Source organism: Rhodococcus sp. NS-SX18 (assembly GCF_057367935.1).
In genome coordinates, this window is record NZ_CM170633.1 from 4,684,329 (window position 1) to 4,700,428 (window position 16,100).

The 16,100-nt window shown below is 70.6% G+C and carries 13 protein-coding genes; 6 read left to right on the plus strand and 7 right to left on the minus strand.

What is annotated here, in order from left to right:
* Positions 1–28: 28 nt before the first annotated feature.
* Positions 29–898 (minus strand): NmrA family NAD(P)-binding protein, encoded by an 870-nt coding sequence (locus AC2IPW_RS21400; RefSeq protein WP_416061915.1) that lies wholly within the window; start codon positions 896–898, stop codon positions 29–31.
* 91 nt (positions 899–989) lie between these two features.
* Between AC2IPW_RS21400 and AC2IPW_RS21405 the strand changes: the two genes are divergently transcribed.
* Complete coding sequence (locus AC2IPW_RS21405) at positions 990–1,724, plus strand: helix-turn-helix transcriptional regulator (RefSeq protein ID WP_486375621.1); 735 nt, start codon at positions 990–992, stop codon at positions 1,722–1,724.
* Between the two features lie 288 nt (positions 1,725–2,012).
* Here the strand turns inward: AC2IPW_RS21405 and AC2IPW_RS21410 are convergent, their stop codons facing one another.
* The 6 genes from AC2IPW_RS21410 to macS form a co-directional block, all read right to left on the minus strand.
* A complete protein-coding gene (locus AC2IPW_RS21410; RefSeq protein ID WP_486375622.1) occupies positions 2,013–3,104 on the minus strand; it encodes an IS110 family RNA-guided transposase in 1,092 nt (363 codons plus the stop codon).
* 304 nt (positions 3,105–3,408) lie between these two features.
* On the minus strand, positions 3,409–4,113 hold the full coding sequence (locus AC2IPW_RS21415) for a DUF1707 SHOCT-like domain-containing protein (RefSeq protein ID WP_486375623.1): 705 nt from the start codon (positions 4,111–4,113) through the stop codon (positions 3,409–3,411).
* 97 nt (positions 4,114–4,210) lie between these two features.
* Entirely contained in the window at positions 4,211–5,620 is a 1,410-nt protein-coding gene (locus AC2IPW_RS21420; protein ID WP_486375624.1) for an FAD-binding oxidoreductase, read from the minus strand.
* A 53-nt stretch (positions 5,621–5,673) separates the two neighbouring features.
* On the minus strand, positions 5,674–8,547 hold the full coding sequence (locus AC2IPW_RS21425) for an AfsR/SARP family transcriptional regulator (RefSeq protein WP_486375625.1): 2,874 nt from the start codon (positions 8,545–8,547) through the stop codon (positions 5,674–5,676).
* A 114-nt stretch (positions 8,548–8,661) separates the two neighbouring features.
* The gene (locus AC2IPW_RS21430) at positions 8,662–9,315 is read right to left on the minus strand and encodes a response regulator (RefSeq protein ID WP_486377049.1); all 654 of its coding nucleotides are present in this window, start codon (positions 9,313–9,315) and stop codon (positions 8,662–8,664) included.
* 31 nt (positions 9,316–9,346) lie between these two features.
* The gene (gene macS, locus AC2IPW_RS21435) at positions 9,347–10,546 is read right to left on the minus strand and encodes a MacS family sensor histidine kinase (protein ID WP_416061920.1); all 1,200 of its coding nucleotides are present in this window, start codon (positions 10,544–10,546) and stop codon (positions 9,347–9,349) included.
* Positions 10,547–10,714: 168 nt separating this feature from the next.
* Here macS and AC2IPW_RS21440 point away from each other — a divergent pair, with 168 nt between their 5' ends.
* The 5 genes from AC2IPW_RS21440 to AC2IPW_RS21460 all read left to right on the plus strand — a co-directional run bounded on the left by AC2IPW_RS21440 (position 10,715) and on the right by AC2IPW_RS21460 (position 16,070).
* Complete coding sequence (locus AC2IPW_RS21440; protein ID WP_486377050.1) at positions 10,715–12,184, plus strand: adenylate/guanylate cyclase domain-containing protein; 1,470 nt, start codon at positions 10,715–10,717, stop codon at positions 12,182–12,184.
* Positions 12,185–12,254: 70 nt separating this feature from the next.
* Positions 12,255–13,388, plus strand: coding sequence for a lysylphosphatidylglycerol synthase transmembrane domain-containing protein (locus AC2IPW_RS21445; RefSeq protein WP_289378663.1), 1,134 nt, complete (start codon positions 12,255–12,257; stop codon positions 13,386–13,388).
* Between the two features lie 112 nt (positions 13,389–13,500).
* On the plus strand, positions 13,501–14,058 hold the full coding sequence (locus tag AC2IPW_RS21450) for a YceI family protein (protein WP_486375626.1): 558 nt from the start codon (positions 13,501–13,503) through the stop codon (positions 14,056–14,058).
* 73 nt (positions 14,059–14,131) lie between these two features.
* The gene (locus tag AC2IPW_RS21455) at positions 14,132–14,509 is read left to right on the plus strand and encodes a DUF3054 domain-containing protein (RefSeq protein ID WP_289378659.1); all 378 of its coding nucleotides are present in this window, start codon (positions 14,132–14,134) and stop codon (positions 14,507–14,509) included.
* A gap of 94 nt (positions 14,510–14,603) precedes the next feature.
* Positions 14,604–16,070: a peptide MFS transporter gene (locus AC2IPW_RS21460; RefSeq protein ID WP_289378658.1), complete on the plus strand. Its 1,467-nt coding sequence runs from the start codon at positions 14,604–14,606 to the stop codon at positions 16,068–16,070.
* Positions 16,071–16,100: the final 30 nt, after the last annotated feature.

A 16,100-nucleotide genomic window follows, 5' to 3' on the forward strand; every position in this document is an offset into this window, starting at 1 on the left:
CTCTCGGAGTGGCAGCGGGCGTAGATGGTCAGAGGGCGGGAACGAGCTCCTCTCGGATCCAGCCGCGCAGCTGCGTGGGAGTCGTCGTGACCAGGGAGCGCTGCTGCTCGGGGACGAAGCCGTCCCGCAACCCGACCGACATCCCGAGCACGGCATCGGCCATGGCGGGCGGCATGCCTGCTGCGAGGTACTGCTGGGTCATGTCCTCGTCGGTGATCTGCTCGACGCGCACGTTGCGCCCCGTTTCCTCGCTCAGGATCGAGGCGACCTGGGCCCAGGTGAGGTCCTCGGGGCCGTGAACGGCTTGAACCCGGCGACCGCTCCAGTCGCCGTTGAGCAGCGTCGTCGTGGCGACCTCGGCGATGTCGCGTGGAGCCACCCAGCTCATCGGACTGTCGACCGGAAGCACGGTCTGCAGCAGGCCGGCTGTGATCGACTCGGTTTCGAAGAGCAGGTTGGTGAAGAAGTAACCACACCGCAGATGCGTGGCGGCCACCCCGAGTCGATCGAGAGCTACCTCAGTCGCCGCCAGACCGTCGATCTCGCCGGCCCCCCGACGCTTCTCGGCCCCCACACTGCTCTGGAAAACCACGCGACCGATCCCGTTGGACTCCACCGCCGCCCGGATCGCCTCGGTTGCCCGCGCGTAGTCGGCGAGCGGGTCTGCAGACTCGGCAGGCGGATCCACCCAGTAGATGGCGTCGACGCCGACGGTAGCGGCGACGACGTCGCTCGGTGTGCGTGAGTCGGCCTCGACTACGTCGGCACACTCGTCGATCCCGGCCGGGATGCTGCCTGGATGTCGGGTCAGCAGCAGTGGCCTGACGCCCGCCCGGATGAGCATGGTGGTCACGTGGTGGCCTACATGTCCCAGAGGTGTGGTGACTGCGATGCGCACAGTGGCTCCGTTTCGTTTCTCGGGTCTGTTCTGTCACCGTAGGAGCTGATGCGGCCTGTTCCTGTCCGCCATTTCGACGATGCTGGGGCTTATGGAGTCTGCTTCGTCGCGCTCACTTCAACTGTTGATCCTGCTCCAGACCGGCCGTGAATGGACCGCTGCCGAGCTGGCCCGCCGACTGGAAGTCAGCGAACGCACGGTGCGCCGCGACGCCGGGCGCCTGCGCGACCTCGGCTACGACGTGACCTCACGGCCTGGGCCAGGTGCCACCTATCGGCTACGCCCGAGCATGAAGATTCCCCCGCTGTTGCTCACCCCGGACGAGGTTGCAACCATCATCACCGGCCTGCTCGTACTGGAGGCTCGGGCGCCGGACGACGCGTCCGTCGCAGCCGCGCGAGCCAAGATCGAGCAAGTGCTTCCGGCCGGCTTGCGCAGGCGTGCAGCAGCGACCGCTCTCGCCACGCAGATTCTGACCGACGCGCCGTTTCCGGTGGACTGGCGACTCGTCGGGACAGTCGCCGACGCCGTGGCGACCGGCGCGCACCTCTGCTTCGACTACACGGACCGACAGGGACTTGAATCGCAGCGGACAGTCGATCCTTATCGCCACATCCTGCGCCGGAGGCACTGGTACCTCATCGGGTACGACCTCGGTCGCGCCGACTGGAGGCTTTTCCGCCTCGACCGTGTCCAGGCGCCCAGGACCCTGCCCGGCCCGCATCACCGCCACGAGTTCCCCTACGACTCGATCGACGACTGGCTCGTGAGCGACTTCGGGGCGCATCCGCGAGCTTCGATCGACGTCCCCGATCAGTACAGCTGATATGTAGAGAAGTTTGTCAAGAGGGCAAGGTGAGGCGCCGTCGGGGAGCGACCCCGACGGCGCCTCGTTGCTTCGCCCTCATGTCTGCGTGGTGAGCGTGTCGATAATGCGACGCGCGGTCAGACTGATATACGCGGGTTGGATACCGCAGGACGGGATTTCGGCTGGATCGCATCCGCGTGTCTAGGATCGAGCGTCGGTCTCTCGGGGCCTGCTCATAGCTGTTTCGCGGGTCGATCCACGCGCTGCCACCACCGAACCCATGGGACGAAGTCCATCAGGTGGGCTCTAGCAATCCATCACCGCCAGCGACCAGCACCAACCCGCCAGTTCCCGGGCGATCGCCGCATTCGCGACGACGGGTCGTTTACGGCGTTCGAGGAAGCCCACCCACCGCTGATGCAACCGACGATTACCTTCATCGCCCCTGGCACGGGCCGCAGCCGGCGCCCGGTCCCACCGCGACCGCATCACCGCCCCGATCCGGTATCGCGGTCGGTGATGCCAGGCCGCTTCCACCAGGAGCCGCCGGGCATGGGTGTTGCCGGTCTTGGTGATCGCCCCCTGGACTCGGGACGACCCCGAGGAGTACTCCGCGGGAACCAGCCCGACGAACGAGCCGATAGTGTTGCCGGTGAACCGATCCCAGTCCCCGATCTCCACCGCCAGACCGAACCCGGTCAAGATGGATACTCCACGCAGACAGCACATCCGGCGCACGACCGGAGTGAATTCACTCGCCGTGGCCATCTCTTCGATCGCCGCATCGAGTCGCCGGCGCCGGGCCTGCATGGTGAGCACATGGTCGTAGTCGGCGTCGAACGCCATCCGCGTCGCCGGCCAAGTCAGCTGCGGTGCGGCCTCGGTGCGCAGCCAGCGGTCGTGCGCACCGGTCCACGCCTGTCCGCCGTAGTAGACGATGCCGTGCCGCAAGAGCAGTTTCGACAGGCGGTGACGGGCTCGCATCAGATCTCCGCGGCAGTCCTCCCGGGCTCGCACCAGATCGCGGGCCGCTTCCTGATCCACGGTGGGGATCGCCACCGAGGTGATCTCGTCGAGTCGTAGCAAGCGGGCTAGGTGCAGAGCGTCGCGGGCGTCGGTCTTGACCCGGTCCCCGGCCGGTTTCTGCAGCTTCGATGGGGCGGCGACCTCGCACCGCACCTGCGCGTCGGTCAACGCTCGATACAGTCCGAAGCCGGTCGGTCCGGCCTCGTAGGTCACTGCCGCCGGGCCGGGGAGGTCCGCGATCCAGGATCGGATGTGGTCGTAGGAGGGCGTCAGTTTGGTTTGGAACACTTCGCCGGTGACGCTGTCGATGGCTGCTGCCGCGACCGAACGTGCGTGCACGTCCAGTCCAATGCTCGTACGCTCGGTAAACACCGGGGCCTCCCACAATTGTCGGATAGGCCGGACAGACGGGTTCGTCTGCTCGGTAACCCACGAATCTTGTGCGTGAGGTCTCGGGCCACAGCCACCGGCCCACAGTCATCGGGGGGTGTCCCTCGATCATCGCTTCACCCGCCTGTGCAGGAGACTCGATGTCAACGTGGAGCACGCGCAGCGCAGCGAGCATGAACGACGTTGACCTCGGCCCTGCGCGGGCGCACCCTGATCGGACCGAGGGGACACTCCTCAGTCCCCGAGGAGGCAAGGTCACGCCAAGTCGTGAGTCACTCCATATCGTCTAGCCCAGCAATCTGCGCAGGGTCGTCCCCAGCGGGTGTTTGACGTTGACGGAACCGAGGCGGACGGTCCCGTCGACGATCAGATGCAGCGGACCGAACGGGGGCCCGTTGCGCACCTTCGACTCGGCACTCGCGGCGACCGTGTCGAGACCGTTTATGTCGGCCGTGGCCTCGGCGGGAACGACCAGGGTGATGGAGCTGAGGTAGTCGTCCACCTGGATCCGCACGACCTGGGTGCGCATGACGGCCTCGGTGAAGTCGAGGGTCACCGAAGACAGCACAGTGTCGAGCCGCAGCACCGGTGGCACCTCCCACCGGCCCTTGCGGCTGAGGTTGGACATCCGGCCGCGAATGGTGGGTACATGCATGTGCGGAGACGGTGCGGGGTATGCCGGCCCGGGTGTCGGTGACGCGGGATACCCCTGCCCGGGCATCGGTGGCGCGGGATGCCCCGGGGCGGGCATCGGCGGCGCCGGGACGGGACCGGGCTGGGTGGGGTGCGGCAGGTATTCGGGCCGCACCTGCATGCCGGGCAGGTCGACGAGTACGGCGTTCAGTTCTCCGCGGGTCTTCGCGGCCAGCGCGGTATCCATGCGTTCGGTGAACTCTCCCAGCGACAGCATCCCCTGCCCGACCGCACGTTGCAGCAATGTCCCGACGTGTTCGCGCTCGGCGTCCGAGACACGCAGATCCCTCGACTCCATGATCGACAGGGTAGGCGTTGCCGCACCCGGGGTCATCAGGGTCAGCGCTGCCGCGAGTGCCGGACGATCATGGAGTCGAGGAATCGTCACTGTCGGTTCAGATCGCCGTTGCGGGCCAGCGCGCCGCAGACGCGAAGACACCGGCGGGGTCGTAAGCCGCGCGGATCCGGGCGAGCCGCGCACGCTGGGCCGGGGTCCACGCGCTCGCCACGCGGGCGGCGGGGACACCGTCCGCTGCACCGGCGAAGTTCATCAACGCACCCCCGGTGCCCCACGGTGCGAGTGCCTCGACGACGGACTCGAGGGCACCGGGCACCGCGTCGGCGACGGGCGGCGCCAGCACTCCGACCGTGAAGAGGTTGAACGCGGCGTCGCGGCCCCCGACCGCGTTGGCGGTCTCCGGCGGCGCGCTCAGGGCGCCACCCATCGCGCGGAGCTCGGCGAGCGTGATCGGCAGCGCGCCTGCGGGACCCGCGACGGCGAGCAGGGCGTCGAGGGCGGCGTCCGGGAGTTCCCGCAACAACAGGGAACGTTCCGTGGCGGGCATCGGATCGGTGGGGTCGGCGTGGATCGAGCCCAGCGCCGGGTACACGATCTCGGCGACGGTGTCGAGGATCGGGGTGGCCGCCGCCCGCATCGGTGCGAGCAGTGCTGTCCCGTCCTCGTGGTCGTCGACGTGCGCGAACCGCACATGCACGGCGGTACGGCCGCGCAGCGGCTCGGGCAGTACGGGCAGGGGCGGGAAGTCGACGATCGCCAGCGAGCTGGACACGGACATCGGCGCGGCGGAGATCCAGTCCCGCCAGCGGCGCAGCACGGCCGGTGCGTCGGCGATGTCGAAGAAGAGGCCACCGCCGTCGAGGGTCTGGATGGGGAGCAGCTCGAAGGTCATCTGGGTGACGATCCCGAACGCCGCGCCGCCGCCGAGGAGCGCCCAGAACAGGTCGGGTTCCTCGTCGGGGGTGACCCGCCGCAGCTGTCCGTCGGCGGTGACGACCTCCATCCGCAGCACCCGGTCGGCGGCGAAGCCGTGGGTGCGGGCGATCGGTCCGAGACCACCGCCGAGGGTGTACCCCACCACACCGACGTCGGGCGACGACCCGGCCAGCGGTGCCAGCCCGTGCGGGGCGGCGGCATCGAGCACCTGCCGCCAGCGGACCCCGGCCTCGACGGTGGCGGTGCGTTCGGCGCGGTTGATACTCACCCCGTCGAGGAGGGCGGTGTCGACCAGGATGCTGTTCTCCGGTGCGGGGGCGGCGCCGTGGCCGGTGGCCTGCACCGCGACGGTCAGTTCGCACTCGGCGGCGATCCGGACGGTGGTGGCGACGTCGGCAGCGCTCGAGGCGACCACCACCGCGGCGCTGCGATGCACGGTGGCGACGTTGAAGCCGGTGGCGGACAGGCGGTAGCCCTCGTCTCCGGGGGCGTGTACCGCACCGGCGACGGCGGCGCGGAGGCGGTCGGCGACGGACGTGGCGGCCAGGGTCTGGAACGACTGGTGGGACATGATGCTCCTCGGAGGGGACGACTCGGGGTCCCCTCCAGGACAGCGAACGGGGCTTAGCTGCCGCTTAGCTCCGGCTGCGCACCGACATGCCCCGTTCGGCACAGCCGGTCGAGCAGTGCGCTCACCTCCGTGCGGTCCAGGCCGGCGCCGAGACCGACGTACCGTTCGAACTCGGCGTCGCCGAGCGCATCGCGGACGACCGCCACCTCGCGCGGGCCGTCGACGGGATCCATCACCTCGGGCAGGAAGCCGATGCGGCCACCGAGGGCACGGACCGCGCCGAGCAGCATCGCGCCGACGTCGGGTGTGCCGAGCCGGGCCACCAGGGCCGCGGCGCTGTGGACGAGAACGAGCCACGACGTCACGTCGCCCTCGGCTTCGAGCACCGGCTGCATCACCCGGACCGCGTCGAGCGCCGCATCCGTGTCCCCGACGTCCATCGCTGTGCGCATGAGGGTCCACGACGCCGAGCCGACCGCCCAGCCGTGGCCGCAGCGCTCGCCCGTCTCCACGGCCTCCCGCAACACCTGCCGGGCCCGCTCGGGACGGCCGAGGAAGCGCAGGATCATCCCCTCGATGAGCAGCGCGTCGGCACGCTGCCACACGGCGCCTTCCCGGCGCAGGACGTCGGCACTCTCGTGCGCTGCGTGCAGGGACTCCTCGGACGGTCCCGTGATCGCGGAACAGTAGGCCCACCAGGAGCGCATCCATGCCTCCGTGACGGCATCGCCGGTGCGCGCCGCGGTCTCGGCGGACCGGTGCAGCGCCGCCGCCGCGGCGGCCGCGTCGCCCGCCAGGTAGGTGAGTCCACCCAGACCGGTCAGCGCCGACGACAGCGTCGCATCCGGGACGACGGTGGCTGACCGCTCCACCGCCCCGAGCCCCGCCGAGATGACTCCGAGGCCCTCCCGGATGTGCCCGCGCCGGTACCAGAACCAGTAGAGCGCTCCGGCGAGCTCGAGCAGGTAGACGGCATCGCCGGCAGCTGCGGCGGACGCCGCCGCGGCACGGTGCTCGGCGATGTCCGCAGTCAGCGCGTCGAACGTCTGCCGTGCCCGGGAACCGCGCAGATGGGGCGTCGCCGCGAGGGCTCGTTGCAGCACGAACCGGCGGTGCACGACGGCGATCCGGTCCCGTTCGGACGCGTCCACACGTTCCAGGGCGAACTCCCGGATCGTCTGCAGCATCGAGTACCGCCGCGGCGACGACGCCGGTTCCACCCGCAACAGCGACCGTCGCACGAGTGCGGTCAGCGGCGGCAGGACGCTCAGCGGCGGCGCGCTGCCGTGCACGGCGGCAGCGCCCTCGAGATCGAAGCTGCCCGCGAACACCGCCACCTCGCGCAGCAGCCGCGCCTGCTCGTCGTCGAGGAGCCGGTAGCTCCACTCGATGGCGTCGGCGAGTCCGCGTTGCCGGGGCGGAGCGGTGCGGGAGCCGCCCTGCAGCAGCGCGAACCGGTCGCTCAGCCCCTCGGCGATCTGCTGCTCGGACAGCACGCGCAGCTGGGCCGCCGCCAGTTCGATGCCCAGCGGGATCCCGTCGAGCTCGGTGCAGATGCGGCGAACGGGTTCGGTCACCTCGTCGTGGATCGTCCAGCCCGGCACCACCCCGGCGGCCCGGACGCCGAACAGCTCGACGGCCGCGTCCTCGTCCAGCGGCGGCACCTCGTAGACCCACTCGCCGTCGATGCCGAGCGGCTCCCGGCTCGTCGCCAGGATCCGCACGCCCGGGCAGCGCTCGAGCAGCGCCGTCACCAGCTCCACGACCCCGTCGAGCAGGTGCTCACAGTTGTCCAGCACGAGGACGAACTCGCGGGGCGCGAGGACCGTCGCCAGATGGTCGACGGTCCCGGGGCCGAGGATCTGCAGGGCTGCCGCGACGGTCGCGGCGACCAGCGCATCGGTGCCCACCGCCCCCAGGTCCACGAACCACGGTCCGTCGGTGGGACGTTCACCGCCCTGGCGGCACACCTCCACCGCCAGCCGTGTCTTGCCGACCCCACCGGGGCCGACGAGCGTGACCAACGGTTCCCGGGCCAGCGCCGCGGCGACCTCCGCGAGTTCACGGTTGCGGGCGACGAGTGCAGTGCGTGGGGACGGCAGAGTGGAGTTCGTGTTCCGCGGGGCAGCGGCCGACGGCGGGATCACCGTGCCGAGCAGCCGGGCGTCGTCCTGCCGCAGCACCGCCGTTTCGAGTTCGCGCAGTCCGGTCCCCGGTTCGATGCCGAGTTCACCGTCGAGCACGGTGCGCACGCGGCGCAGCGCCGCCAGCGCGTCCGCCTGCCGGCCCGCCCGGTAGAGGGCGACGACGAGGAGTTCCCAGGCCCGTTCGTCGAGCGGATGCGCGGCGACGAGCCGCTCGGCGGTCTCGACGACGTCATCGGCGCCGCCCAGGTCCAGCCGGATCTGCAGCAGGGCCTTGCGGGTGCGCAACTCGACGGCCGTCAGCCGGGCGACCTCGGAGCGGACGAACTCGGCGTCGGCGACGTCGGCGTAGGGCGACCCTCGCCAGCACGACAGGGCGGTCGCGTACGCGTCGGCCGCGGCCTGAGCGGCACCTTGCTCGCGCAGCCGGTCGCCCCGTGCGACGAGGTCGGTGAACCGGACGGCATCGATCTGCTCGGCGGCGACGGCGAGCCGGTACCGCGAGCCCTCCCGGACGATCACCCCCTCGTCCCCACGTGGTCGCTGCGGGCTGAGCCGGTCGCGCAGCTTGGAGACGGCGAAGTGCAGTGAGCTCGTCTTCGGGTCGTCGACGTCGTGCCAGACCTGCTCGAGCAGCCGCTCGCCCGACACGTCGCCCGGGAACGCGACGACGAGCGCGGCGAGCAGGGCGCGCTGCCGGCTGCCACCGAGGTCGACGGGTCGTCCGTCGACGCTGACGGCGAAGCCTCCCAGTACGCCGAGCGCCACGCCAGCGATGGTCATCGGCGCTCCACCTTTCGATCGCCCAGCCTTTCGATCGAGCACGTCACCGCCGCAAACGGACTGCGGAAGCGGTCGAATTCTAGAGGATCGGTGGCGCCCGGTGAGCCCGGTGAGCTAGTCCAGTCCTTGTTCGATCGCGTACCGGGTGAGCTCGACGCGGTTGGCCAGCTGCAGCTTGCGCAGCGTGGCCTGGACGTGGTTCTCCACCGTGCGGTGGCTGAGGGTGAGCCGGGCGGCGATCTGCTTGGCCGACAGTCCCTTCGCGACGAGCCGCAGCACCTCGGTCTCGCGTTCGGTGAGGGTGGGCGGGGCGGGATCGCGCCGGCCGGAGTCCGAGGACATGCGGCGGTTCTCGCCGGAGGACATGCGCCGGTACTCGCCGAGGACCAGACCGGCCAGTCCGGGCGTGAACACCGCCTGCCCGGCAGCGGTCGCCCGCACGGCCTCGGCCAGCTCGGCGGCCGACGCGCTCTTGACCAGGTACCCGGAGGCACCGGCCTTCACGGCCCCGAGGACGTCGTCACGCTCGGAGGACGCGGACAGCACGAGCACACGACTGGCCGGGGAGGCCCCGAGCACGGCGACGGTGGCCTCGGTGCCGGTGCCGTCGGGCAGCGACATGTCCATCAGTACGACGGTCGGCTGCACCGCCGCGGCCCGGCGCGCGGCCGCACCGACGCCGTCGGCGGTGGCGACGACCCGGAAGCCGGCCGCCTCGAGGTCCCGCGAGACGCCGTCGCGCCACATCGGATGGTCGTCGACGACCATCACCGTGATCGGGCCGCTCGTCGCGCTGTCCTCACCCACCTCGTGCTCCCCTCTTCGGAACGCGGATCTCCCATTCGGTGCCCTCGCCGGGCGCGCTGTCGAGCACCGCGACGCCACCGAGCCACTGCGCGCGGCCGACGATCGACTTCGACACACCCATCCGGCCCTCGGCGCGGGCCTCGGCGAGCCGCCCCTCCGCGATGCCCTTCCCGTCGTCGCGGACACTGAGGATCACCTCGTCGCCGAGGTCCTCGACCAGCACGTAGGCTTTCGCGCCGGCACCCGCATGCAGCGTGGTGTTGGTCAGCGCCGTGGTGGCGACGGCCGCCAGTTCCGTGGCGCGGACGCGGTCGAGCAGGACCGGATCGGCGGGCGCGGAGACGGTGACGCCGGCACCGGCCTGGGCGCGCAGCAACGCCCGCAGGTCCACCAGTTCGTCGCCGCGGTCGAGGCGGGTGTTCTGTTCCGAGACGAGCATCCGGAGGGCGGCCTCCTGTTCCCCGGCGAGCCGGGCGAGTTCGGCGGCCTCCCCGCCGAGAGCGGTGCCGCGGCGCCGCACCAGGGCCAGCACCTGCAGCACCCCGTCGTGCACCTCGCGGGCGAGCCGGTCGCGTTCCTCGGTGGCGGCCGCCACTCGCACGGCCTGTTCGAGCTGCCGGTGGGCGCGCCGGGCGGTGGTGGTGGCGAATCCCATCGCGACGCCGACCGCGACGAGGACGGGGGCAGTCGCGTCCCGCCACAGGTCGAGGTTGATCTGGTCGCGGACGATCGCGCTGACCGACGCCATCACCAGTGCGGACGCCACGCCGGCGACGGGACCGCCGAGGATCGCGGCCGAGAGCACCGCGTTGGCGACCCAGAGGGTTGTGGGCAGCGTCTGGTGGGCGCTGTACCAGTCGTGGTCGGCGACGAGCCGCGTCGCGCCCATGAGCGCGACCGCGACGACCTGGTCGATCCCGACCACCACGGCGCGCCGGCCGACCCCCTGCGACAGCAGCACCGCCGACACCCCGGACCACACCGCCAGCAGCGCGACGAAGAACCAGCTGAGCTGCGGGGAGGTGTAGTGGGCGACGGTGGAGAACTGGGAGCTGACGGCATAGACGACGGTGACGAGCCGGAACACCTGCGCGGCCCGCCACAGCGGCGCGTCGGGGTCGGCGCCGATCCGGTCCCGGGCGGGCACGGCGACGCGACGCGGCGGCCTGTCGTCGGCTCTGCGCCGGACCATGCGGACGGTCCCCTTCCCGGTCGGTCGTCGCGCCGAGGGTAACCGCCCGAAACGCCCGGATCACGACCATGGTGCACTGTGACGGTGGGCACAGTGGTTTGATTTGATGTCGTGTTGAGGTCCTATCGAGCCGTCGCGGCGACGTTGCGTAGTCGCTGGCCGCTCTACATGGCCTCGATGGGCGCGTCGAACCTGTTCGGTGCGCTGCTGGTGTTCGCGTTCGTCCGGTACGGCATCCCGCTGTCCGAGAACGAGCACATCATCGCGGACCGGGTCCGCAACTTCGCGGTGTTCGCGGTGTATCTGGTGTTCGCCGGGATCGTGAGCCTGACGGCGGCCGCCCTGATGCTGCGGGCGGTGGTGCGGTGGCAGCTGCGCGGCGGCCCCCCGACCCGGTCCGAGCAGATGTCCGCGCTGCACGCGCCGCTGCGGCAGGCGATCGTGCACCTGATCCTGTGGATCCTCGGCGGTGCGCTGTTCGTGTTCCTCACCGCGGAGGAGATGCCGCAGCTGGCGGTCGCGGTGGCGATCACCGTCGCGATGGCCGCCACCAGCACGTTCGGGTTCACGTACATGCTGGGCGAGCGGATCCTGCGGCCGGTGGCAGCGCGGGCCCTGAGCGAGGGGGAGTTCGACCGGACCCTCGCGCCGGGTGTCGGGACGCGCCTCGCCATGACGTGGGGGCTCGGCACGCTGATGCCGGCCGGCGGCATCGCACTGCTGTGCGTCACGCAGCTGACCACCGACGTCGAGTTCCCGGCGGACGCGATGGCCTGGGCGGTGCTGGCGCTGTCGGTGATGGCGATCGGTCTGGCGGGGGTGCTGTCGTCGCTCACCGCGGCCCAGATCTCCGATCCGGTCAAGCAGCTGCGCTGGGCCATCGAGCGAGTCCAGCGCGGCGCGACGGACGTGCAGGTCGAGGTGTTCGACGGCAGCGAGATCGGACGCCTGCAGGTCGGCTTCAACCGGATGATGGCCGAGTCCGACGAGCGGCGGCGGCTGCGCCAGCTGTTCGGTCAGCATGTCGGCGAGGACGTGGCCCGCCGCGCCCTGCAGTACGGCACCGAGCTCGGCGGGGAGACCCGCTACGTCGCGGTGCTGTTCGTGGACATGGTCGGATCGACGGCGACGGCGGCCGAACGTCCGCCGGGCGAGGTCGTCGAGCTGCTCAACGAGTTCTTCCGGGTGGTGGTCGACGTCGTGGACCGGCACCACGGCTTCGTCAACAAGTTCATGGGCGACGCGGCGCTGGCAATTTTCGGCGCTCCGCTGGACCGGCCCGACGCACCCACCGCCGCGCTCGCGGCGGCCCGGGAACTGCGGTTCGCGCTGGACGAGATCACCGACCTCGACATCGGCATCGGGGTCTCGGCCGGGCTGGCGGTGGCCGGCAACATCGGCGCGGCCGAACGGTTCGAGTACACCGTCATCGGCGATCCGGTGAACGAGGCGTCGCGCCTGACCGAACTGGCGAAGCTGCGGCCGAGCCGGGTGCTCGCCTCGTCGAGCGCGTTGTACTTCGCCGACGACGAGGAACGGGCCCACTGGGAACTCGGCGACGAGGTGCAACTCCGGGGCCGCCGCCGGGTGACGCATCTGGCCTGGCCGGTGCGGTACCCGGAATCGGGCCACGAGTGACGGGCGGCCGGGACGACCGGCGACGAAAAGGACGATCCGCCCTCCGGGCCACTTGGCTACGCTGAATCCTGTGGCGCAGCCCCGACGTGATCCGCCAGCACCCGACGCCACGCGGCGCCGGGGTCGCTTCGGACGGGTGAAGTGGCTGCTCGCCGTGGCCCTGGTCGCACTGCTGGTGGTCGAGGGCATCTACCTGTGGCCGACGCTGGCCGACTCCTGGCGCGCCCTGACCGAACTGCACTGGGGCTGGCTGGCCGCCTGCATCCTCGCGCAGGCCCTGTCCCTGAGCGGCTTCGCGGAGGTGCAGCGCCGGCTGCTGCGAGCCGGGGAGGTCGTCGTCGGGCACGTGCGCTCGGCGTCGGTGATCTATGCGAGCACCGCGATGGCGGTGACGTTGCCGGCCGGTCCGGTGTTCTCCACCGCGTTCACCTACCAGCAGACCCGGCGCTGGGGTGCGACGCCGGTGGTGGCGTCGTGGCAGCTGGCGGTCTCAGGAGTGATCGCGGCGGTGACGCTCGCGGCGGTCGGCGTGGGCGGCGCGTTCGCGGTCGGCACGCGGGTGAGCCCGGTGACGCTGGTCCTGTCGGTCGCCGGGGTGATCGCGCTGATCGTCGGGGTCCGGTACGTGTCCCGCAATCCGTCGTCCGTCGAGTCGGCCGGGGCGTGGGTTCTCGCGCGCGTCAACCGCCTGCTGCGCAAGCCGGCCGACACCGGGATGGAGAAGTTCGAGCAGATCCTCGGGCAGATCGAGGCGGTGCACCTGGGTCGGCGCGACGGGCTCGCCACGATCGGCTGGTCGGCCGTGCACCGGACCTTCGACGTCGCGTGTCTGGGGTTCGCGTGCTGGGCGGTGGGTGGGGAGCCGTCGCTGCCGGGACTGCTGATCGCGTTCGCAGCCGCCAAAGCGGTGGGGAGCATTCCGCTGGCGCCCGGCGGGCTGGGTTTCGTCGACGGCACGTTGATCGCCACGCTCACCGCGGCCGGGATGAGCGCCTCGCAGGCCCTCGCAGCGGTGTTCGTGTACCGGGGCGTCAGCTTCATCCTGGTCGCGCTGGTGGGGTGGACGGTGGTGGCTTTCAAGTTCCGGTCGGGCCGGCACGAGGAGAGCATCGACGCCGATCTCGAACGCGAGGAACACGCCCGTTCGGTGCTCGAACGACGTCGCGGCCGGGCCGCGAGCGAGGGCACCCCCGCGCCGGAGTGACGAGTGAGATCCACCTCACACCTCAAGTAGTTGCGGAATCAATCATTCGATGCGATCGTTGACTGCATCGAAGGTTGAAACTTCAACTAAGACTCGACCAGGAGGAACCCCCATGACCACCGCCACCACCGCCACCTTCCCGGGACTCACCGCCGGCACCTGGGTCATCGACTCGGTCCACTCCACGGTGGGCTTCACCGTCCGGCACCTCGTCGTCAGCAAGGTGCGCGGCACCTTCGACGACTTCTCGGGCGCCGTCACCGTCGCCGAGGACGGCACCGCCGCCGTCGCCGCCGACATCCAGGTCACGTCCATCGACACCAAGAACGCCGACCGCGACGCCCACATCCGCTCCGCCGACTTCTTCGATGCCGAGCAGTTCCCCACCGCGACCTTCCGGTCCACCGGCGTGCGCACCGCCGGCAGCGACTACGTGGTCGACGGCGAGTTCACCCTGCACGGCGTCACCAAGCCCGTCGAACTGAAGCTCGAGTTCAACGGCGTGAATCCCGGGATGGGCCAGGGCCCGGTCGCCGGCTTCGAGGCCACCACCGTCCTCAACCGCAAGGACTTCGGCATCTCCATCGACATGCCGCTCGAGGGCGGCGGCGCCGTCGTCGGCGACAAGATCACCATCAACCTCGAGATCGAGGCCGGTCTGCAGGCCTGATCCCCGCTCCGCACAGCGAGCGCTCTCCGTCCCGGAGGGCGCTCGCTGTCGTCGTCGACCTACGCTGGACGTCGTGAAGAAGTACGCACCGGCCCTGATCGACGTCGTCCTGGTCATCGTGTTCGCCGCGCTCGGACGCGCGAGCCACGACGAGGGGGGCGGCCTGGCGGGACTCGCCAACACGGCATGGCCGTTCCTGGCCGGCCTGACCGCGGGATGGATCGCGACGGCGGCTCTCTACAAGGAGAAGTTCGACCCGTGGCTGGTCGTCCCGACCGGCGTGCTCGCCTGGCTGTGCACCGTGGTCGTCGGGATGCTGCTGCGCGTCGTCACCGGCCAGGGCACCGCCGGGTCGTTCATCGTCGTCGCCTCGATCGTGCTCGCGGTGTTCCTGCTCGGCTGGCGGCTGCTGGCCGGCCTCTGGCTGCGCCGGCGCGTCGACGCCGCCTGACCGTTCCGCCCTGCCCTGGCCGTACTGCGCATATCGGACGGAGTGCGGGGCGGACGGCATCCGGAAGGGCCGGCGCTGTGCGAGAGTGACAACCATGAGCGAGACCGCGCCGCCTCCCGAACGGACCCGGGAACGAACCTTCTTCGGTCAGCCGTTCGCCCTGGCCAACCTGTTCGGTGTCGAGATGTGGGAGCGATTCTCCTTCTACGGCATGCAGGGCATCCTGATCTACTACCTGTACTACTCCGCCGCCGACGGTGGACTGGGGATCAGCGAGCTGGCTGCCACGTCGATCGTCGGCGCGTACGGCGGCACGGTCTACCTGTCGACGATCCTCGGCGCCTGGATCGCGGACCGGCTGCTCGGTTCCGAGCGCACACTGTTCTACAGCGCGATCCTCATCATGCTCGGCCACATCTCCCTGGCGCTGCTACCCGGACTGGCCGGCGTGGCGGTGGGCCTGGTGTTGGTCGCGGTCGGCAGCGGCGGCCTCAAAGCGAATGCGACGTCGCTCGTCGGCGATCTGTACGACGAGCAGGACACCCGTCGCGACGCCGGGTTCTCCATCTTCTACATGGGTATCAACATCGGAGCGCTGATCGGCCCGCTGCTCACCGGCTGGGCCCAGACCGAGCTGGGCTTCCACTACGGTTTCGGGCTGGCCGCGATCGGGATGGCGCTCGGACTGCTCCAGTACACCCTCGGCCGCAAGCACCTGCGCGGGATCGGCGCCACGCCCCCGCACCCGCTGCCCGCCACCCAGCGGGTCCGCGCCGCCGGCATCGCCCTCGTCGTGCTCGCCCTGATCGCGGTGTTGTTCGCGACCGGACTGGTCACCGTCGACAACCTGTCCGATGTCGTGGTCGGCACGATCGTCGCGGCCTCCGTCGTGTACTTCGTCGTGATCCTGTCCAGCCGCCAGATCACCCCGGTCGAACGCAGCCGGGTGGTCAGCTTCATCCCGATGTTCCTGGCCAGCGCGGCCTTCTGGTCGCTGTTCCAGCAGCAGTTCACCACCGTCGCGGTCTACGCGGACAAACGCCTCGACCGCAACCTGTTCGGCTGGGACTTCCCGCCGGCATGGGTGCAGTCGATCAACCCCGTGTTCATCATCGTGTTCGCCGGTGTGTTCGCCGCGCTGTGGACCCGGCTCGGGCCCCGGCAGCCGTCGTCGCCGGCGAAGTTCGCGATGGGCACGATGCTCATGGGCGTCGCGTTCCTGTGCTTCATCCCGATGTCCGGTGGCGGCCCCAACAGCGCTCCCGTGCTCGGTCTCGCCGGCATCCTGCTGCTGTTCACGTTCGCCGAGCTGCTGCTCTCCCCCGTCGGGTTGTCCCTCGCGACGAAGCTCGCCCCGCGCAACTTCCACACCCAGATGGTGGCGCTGTTCTTCCTGTCCGTGGCGCTCGGCACGGCGATGGCCGGCACGCTCGCGAAGTACTACGACGAGGCGAACGAGAAGCCGTACTTCGCGTGGGTCGGTTTCGGCTCGATCGCGATCGGCGTCGTGCTGGCGCTGCTCTCGCCCTGGATCCGGCGGAAGATGCAGGGGGTCCACTGACCCGGCAGCGTCACCGACCCGGCGGTGTGC

What these genes read in the sequence shown, in the direction of transcription:
- AC2IPW_RS21425 (WP_486375625.1), bottom strand. Translation starts at nt 8,547, where the DNA reads ATGACCATCGCTGGCGTGGCGCTCGGCGTACTGGGAGGCTTCGCCGTC.
- AC2IPW_RS21460 (WP_289378658.1), top strand. Translation starts at nt 14,604, where the DNA reads ATGAGCGAGACCGCGCCGCCTCCCGAACGGACCCGGGAACGAACCTTC.
- AC2IPW_RS21440 (WP_486377050.1), top strand. Translation starts at nt 10,715, where the DNA reads ATGGCCTCGATGGGCGCGTCGAACCTGTTCGGTGCGCTGCTGGTGTTC.
- macS (WP_416061920.1), bottom strand. Translation starts at nt 10,546, where the DNA reads ATGGTCCGGCGCAGAGCCGACGACAGGCCGCCGCGTCGCGTCGCCGTG.
- AC2IPW_RS21450 (WP_486375626.1), top strand. Translation starts at nt 13,501, where the DNA reads ATGACCACCGCCACCACCGCCACCTTCCCGGGACTCACCGCCGGCACC.
- AC2IPW_RS21415 (WP_486375623.1), bottom strand. Translation starts at nt 4,113, where the DNA reads ATGGAGTCGAGGGATCTGCGTGTCTCGGACGCCGAGCGCGAACACGTC.
- AC2IPW_RS21430 (WP_486377049.1), bottom strand. Translation starts at nt 9,315, where the DNA reads ATGGTCGTCGACGACCATCCGATGTGGCGCGACGGCGTCTCGCGGGAC.
- AC2IPW_RS21420 (WP_486375624.1), bottom strand. Translation starts at nt 5,620, where the DNA reads ATGTCCCACCAGTCGTTCCAGACCCTGGCCGCCACGTCCGTCGCCGAC.
- AC2IPW_RS21405 (WP_486375621.1), top strand. Translation starts at nt 990, where the DNA reads ATGGAGTCTGCTTCGTCGCGCTCACTTCAACTGTTGATCCTGCTCCAG.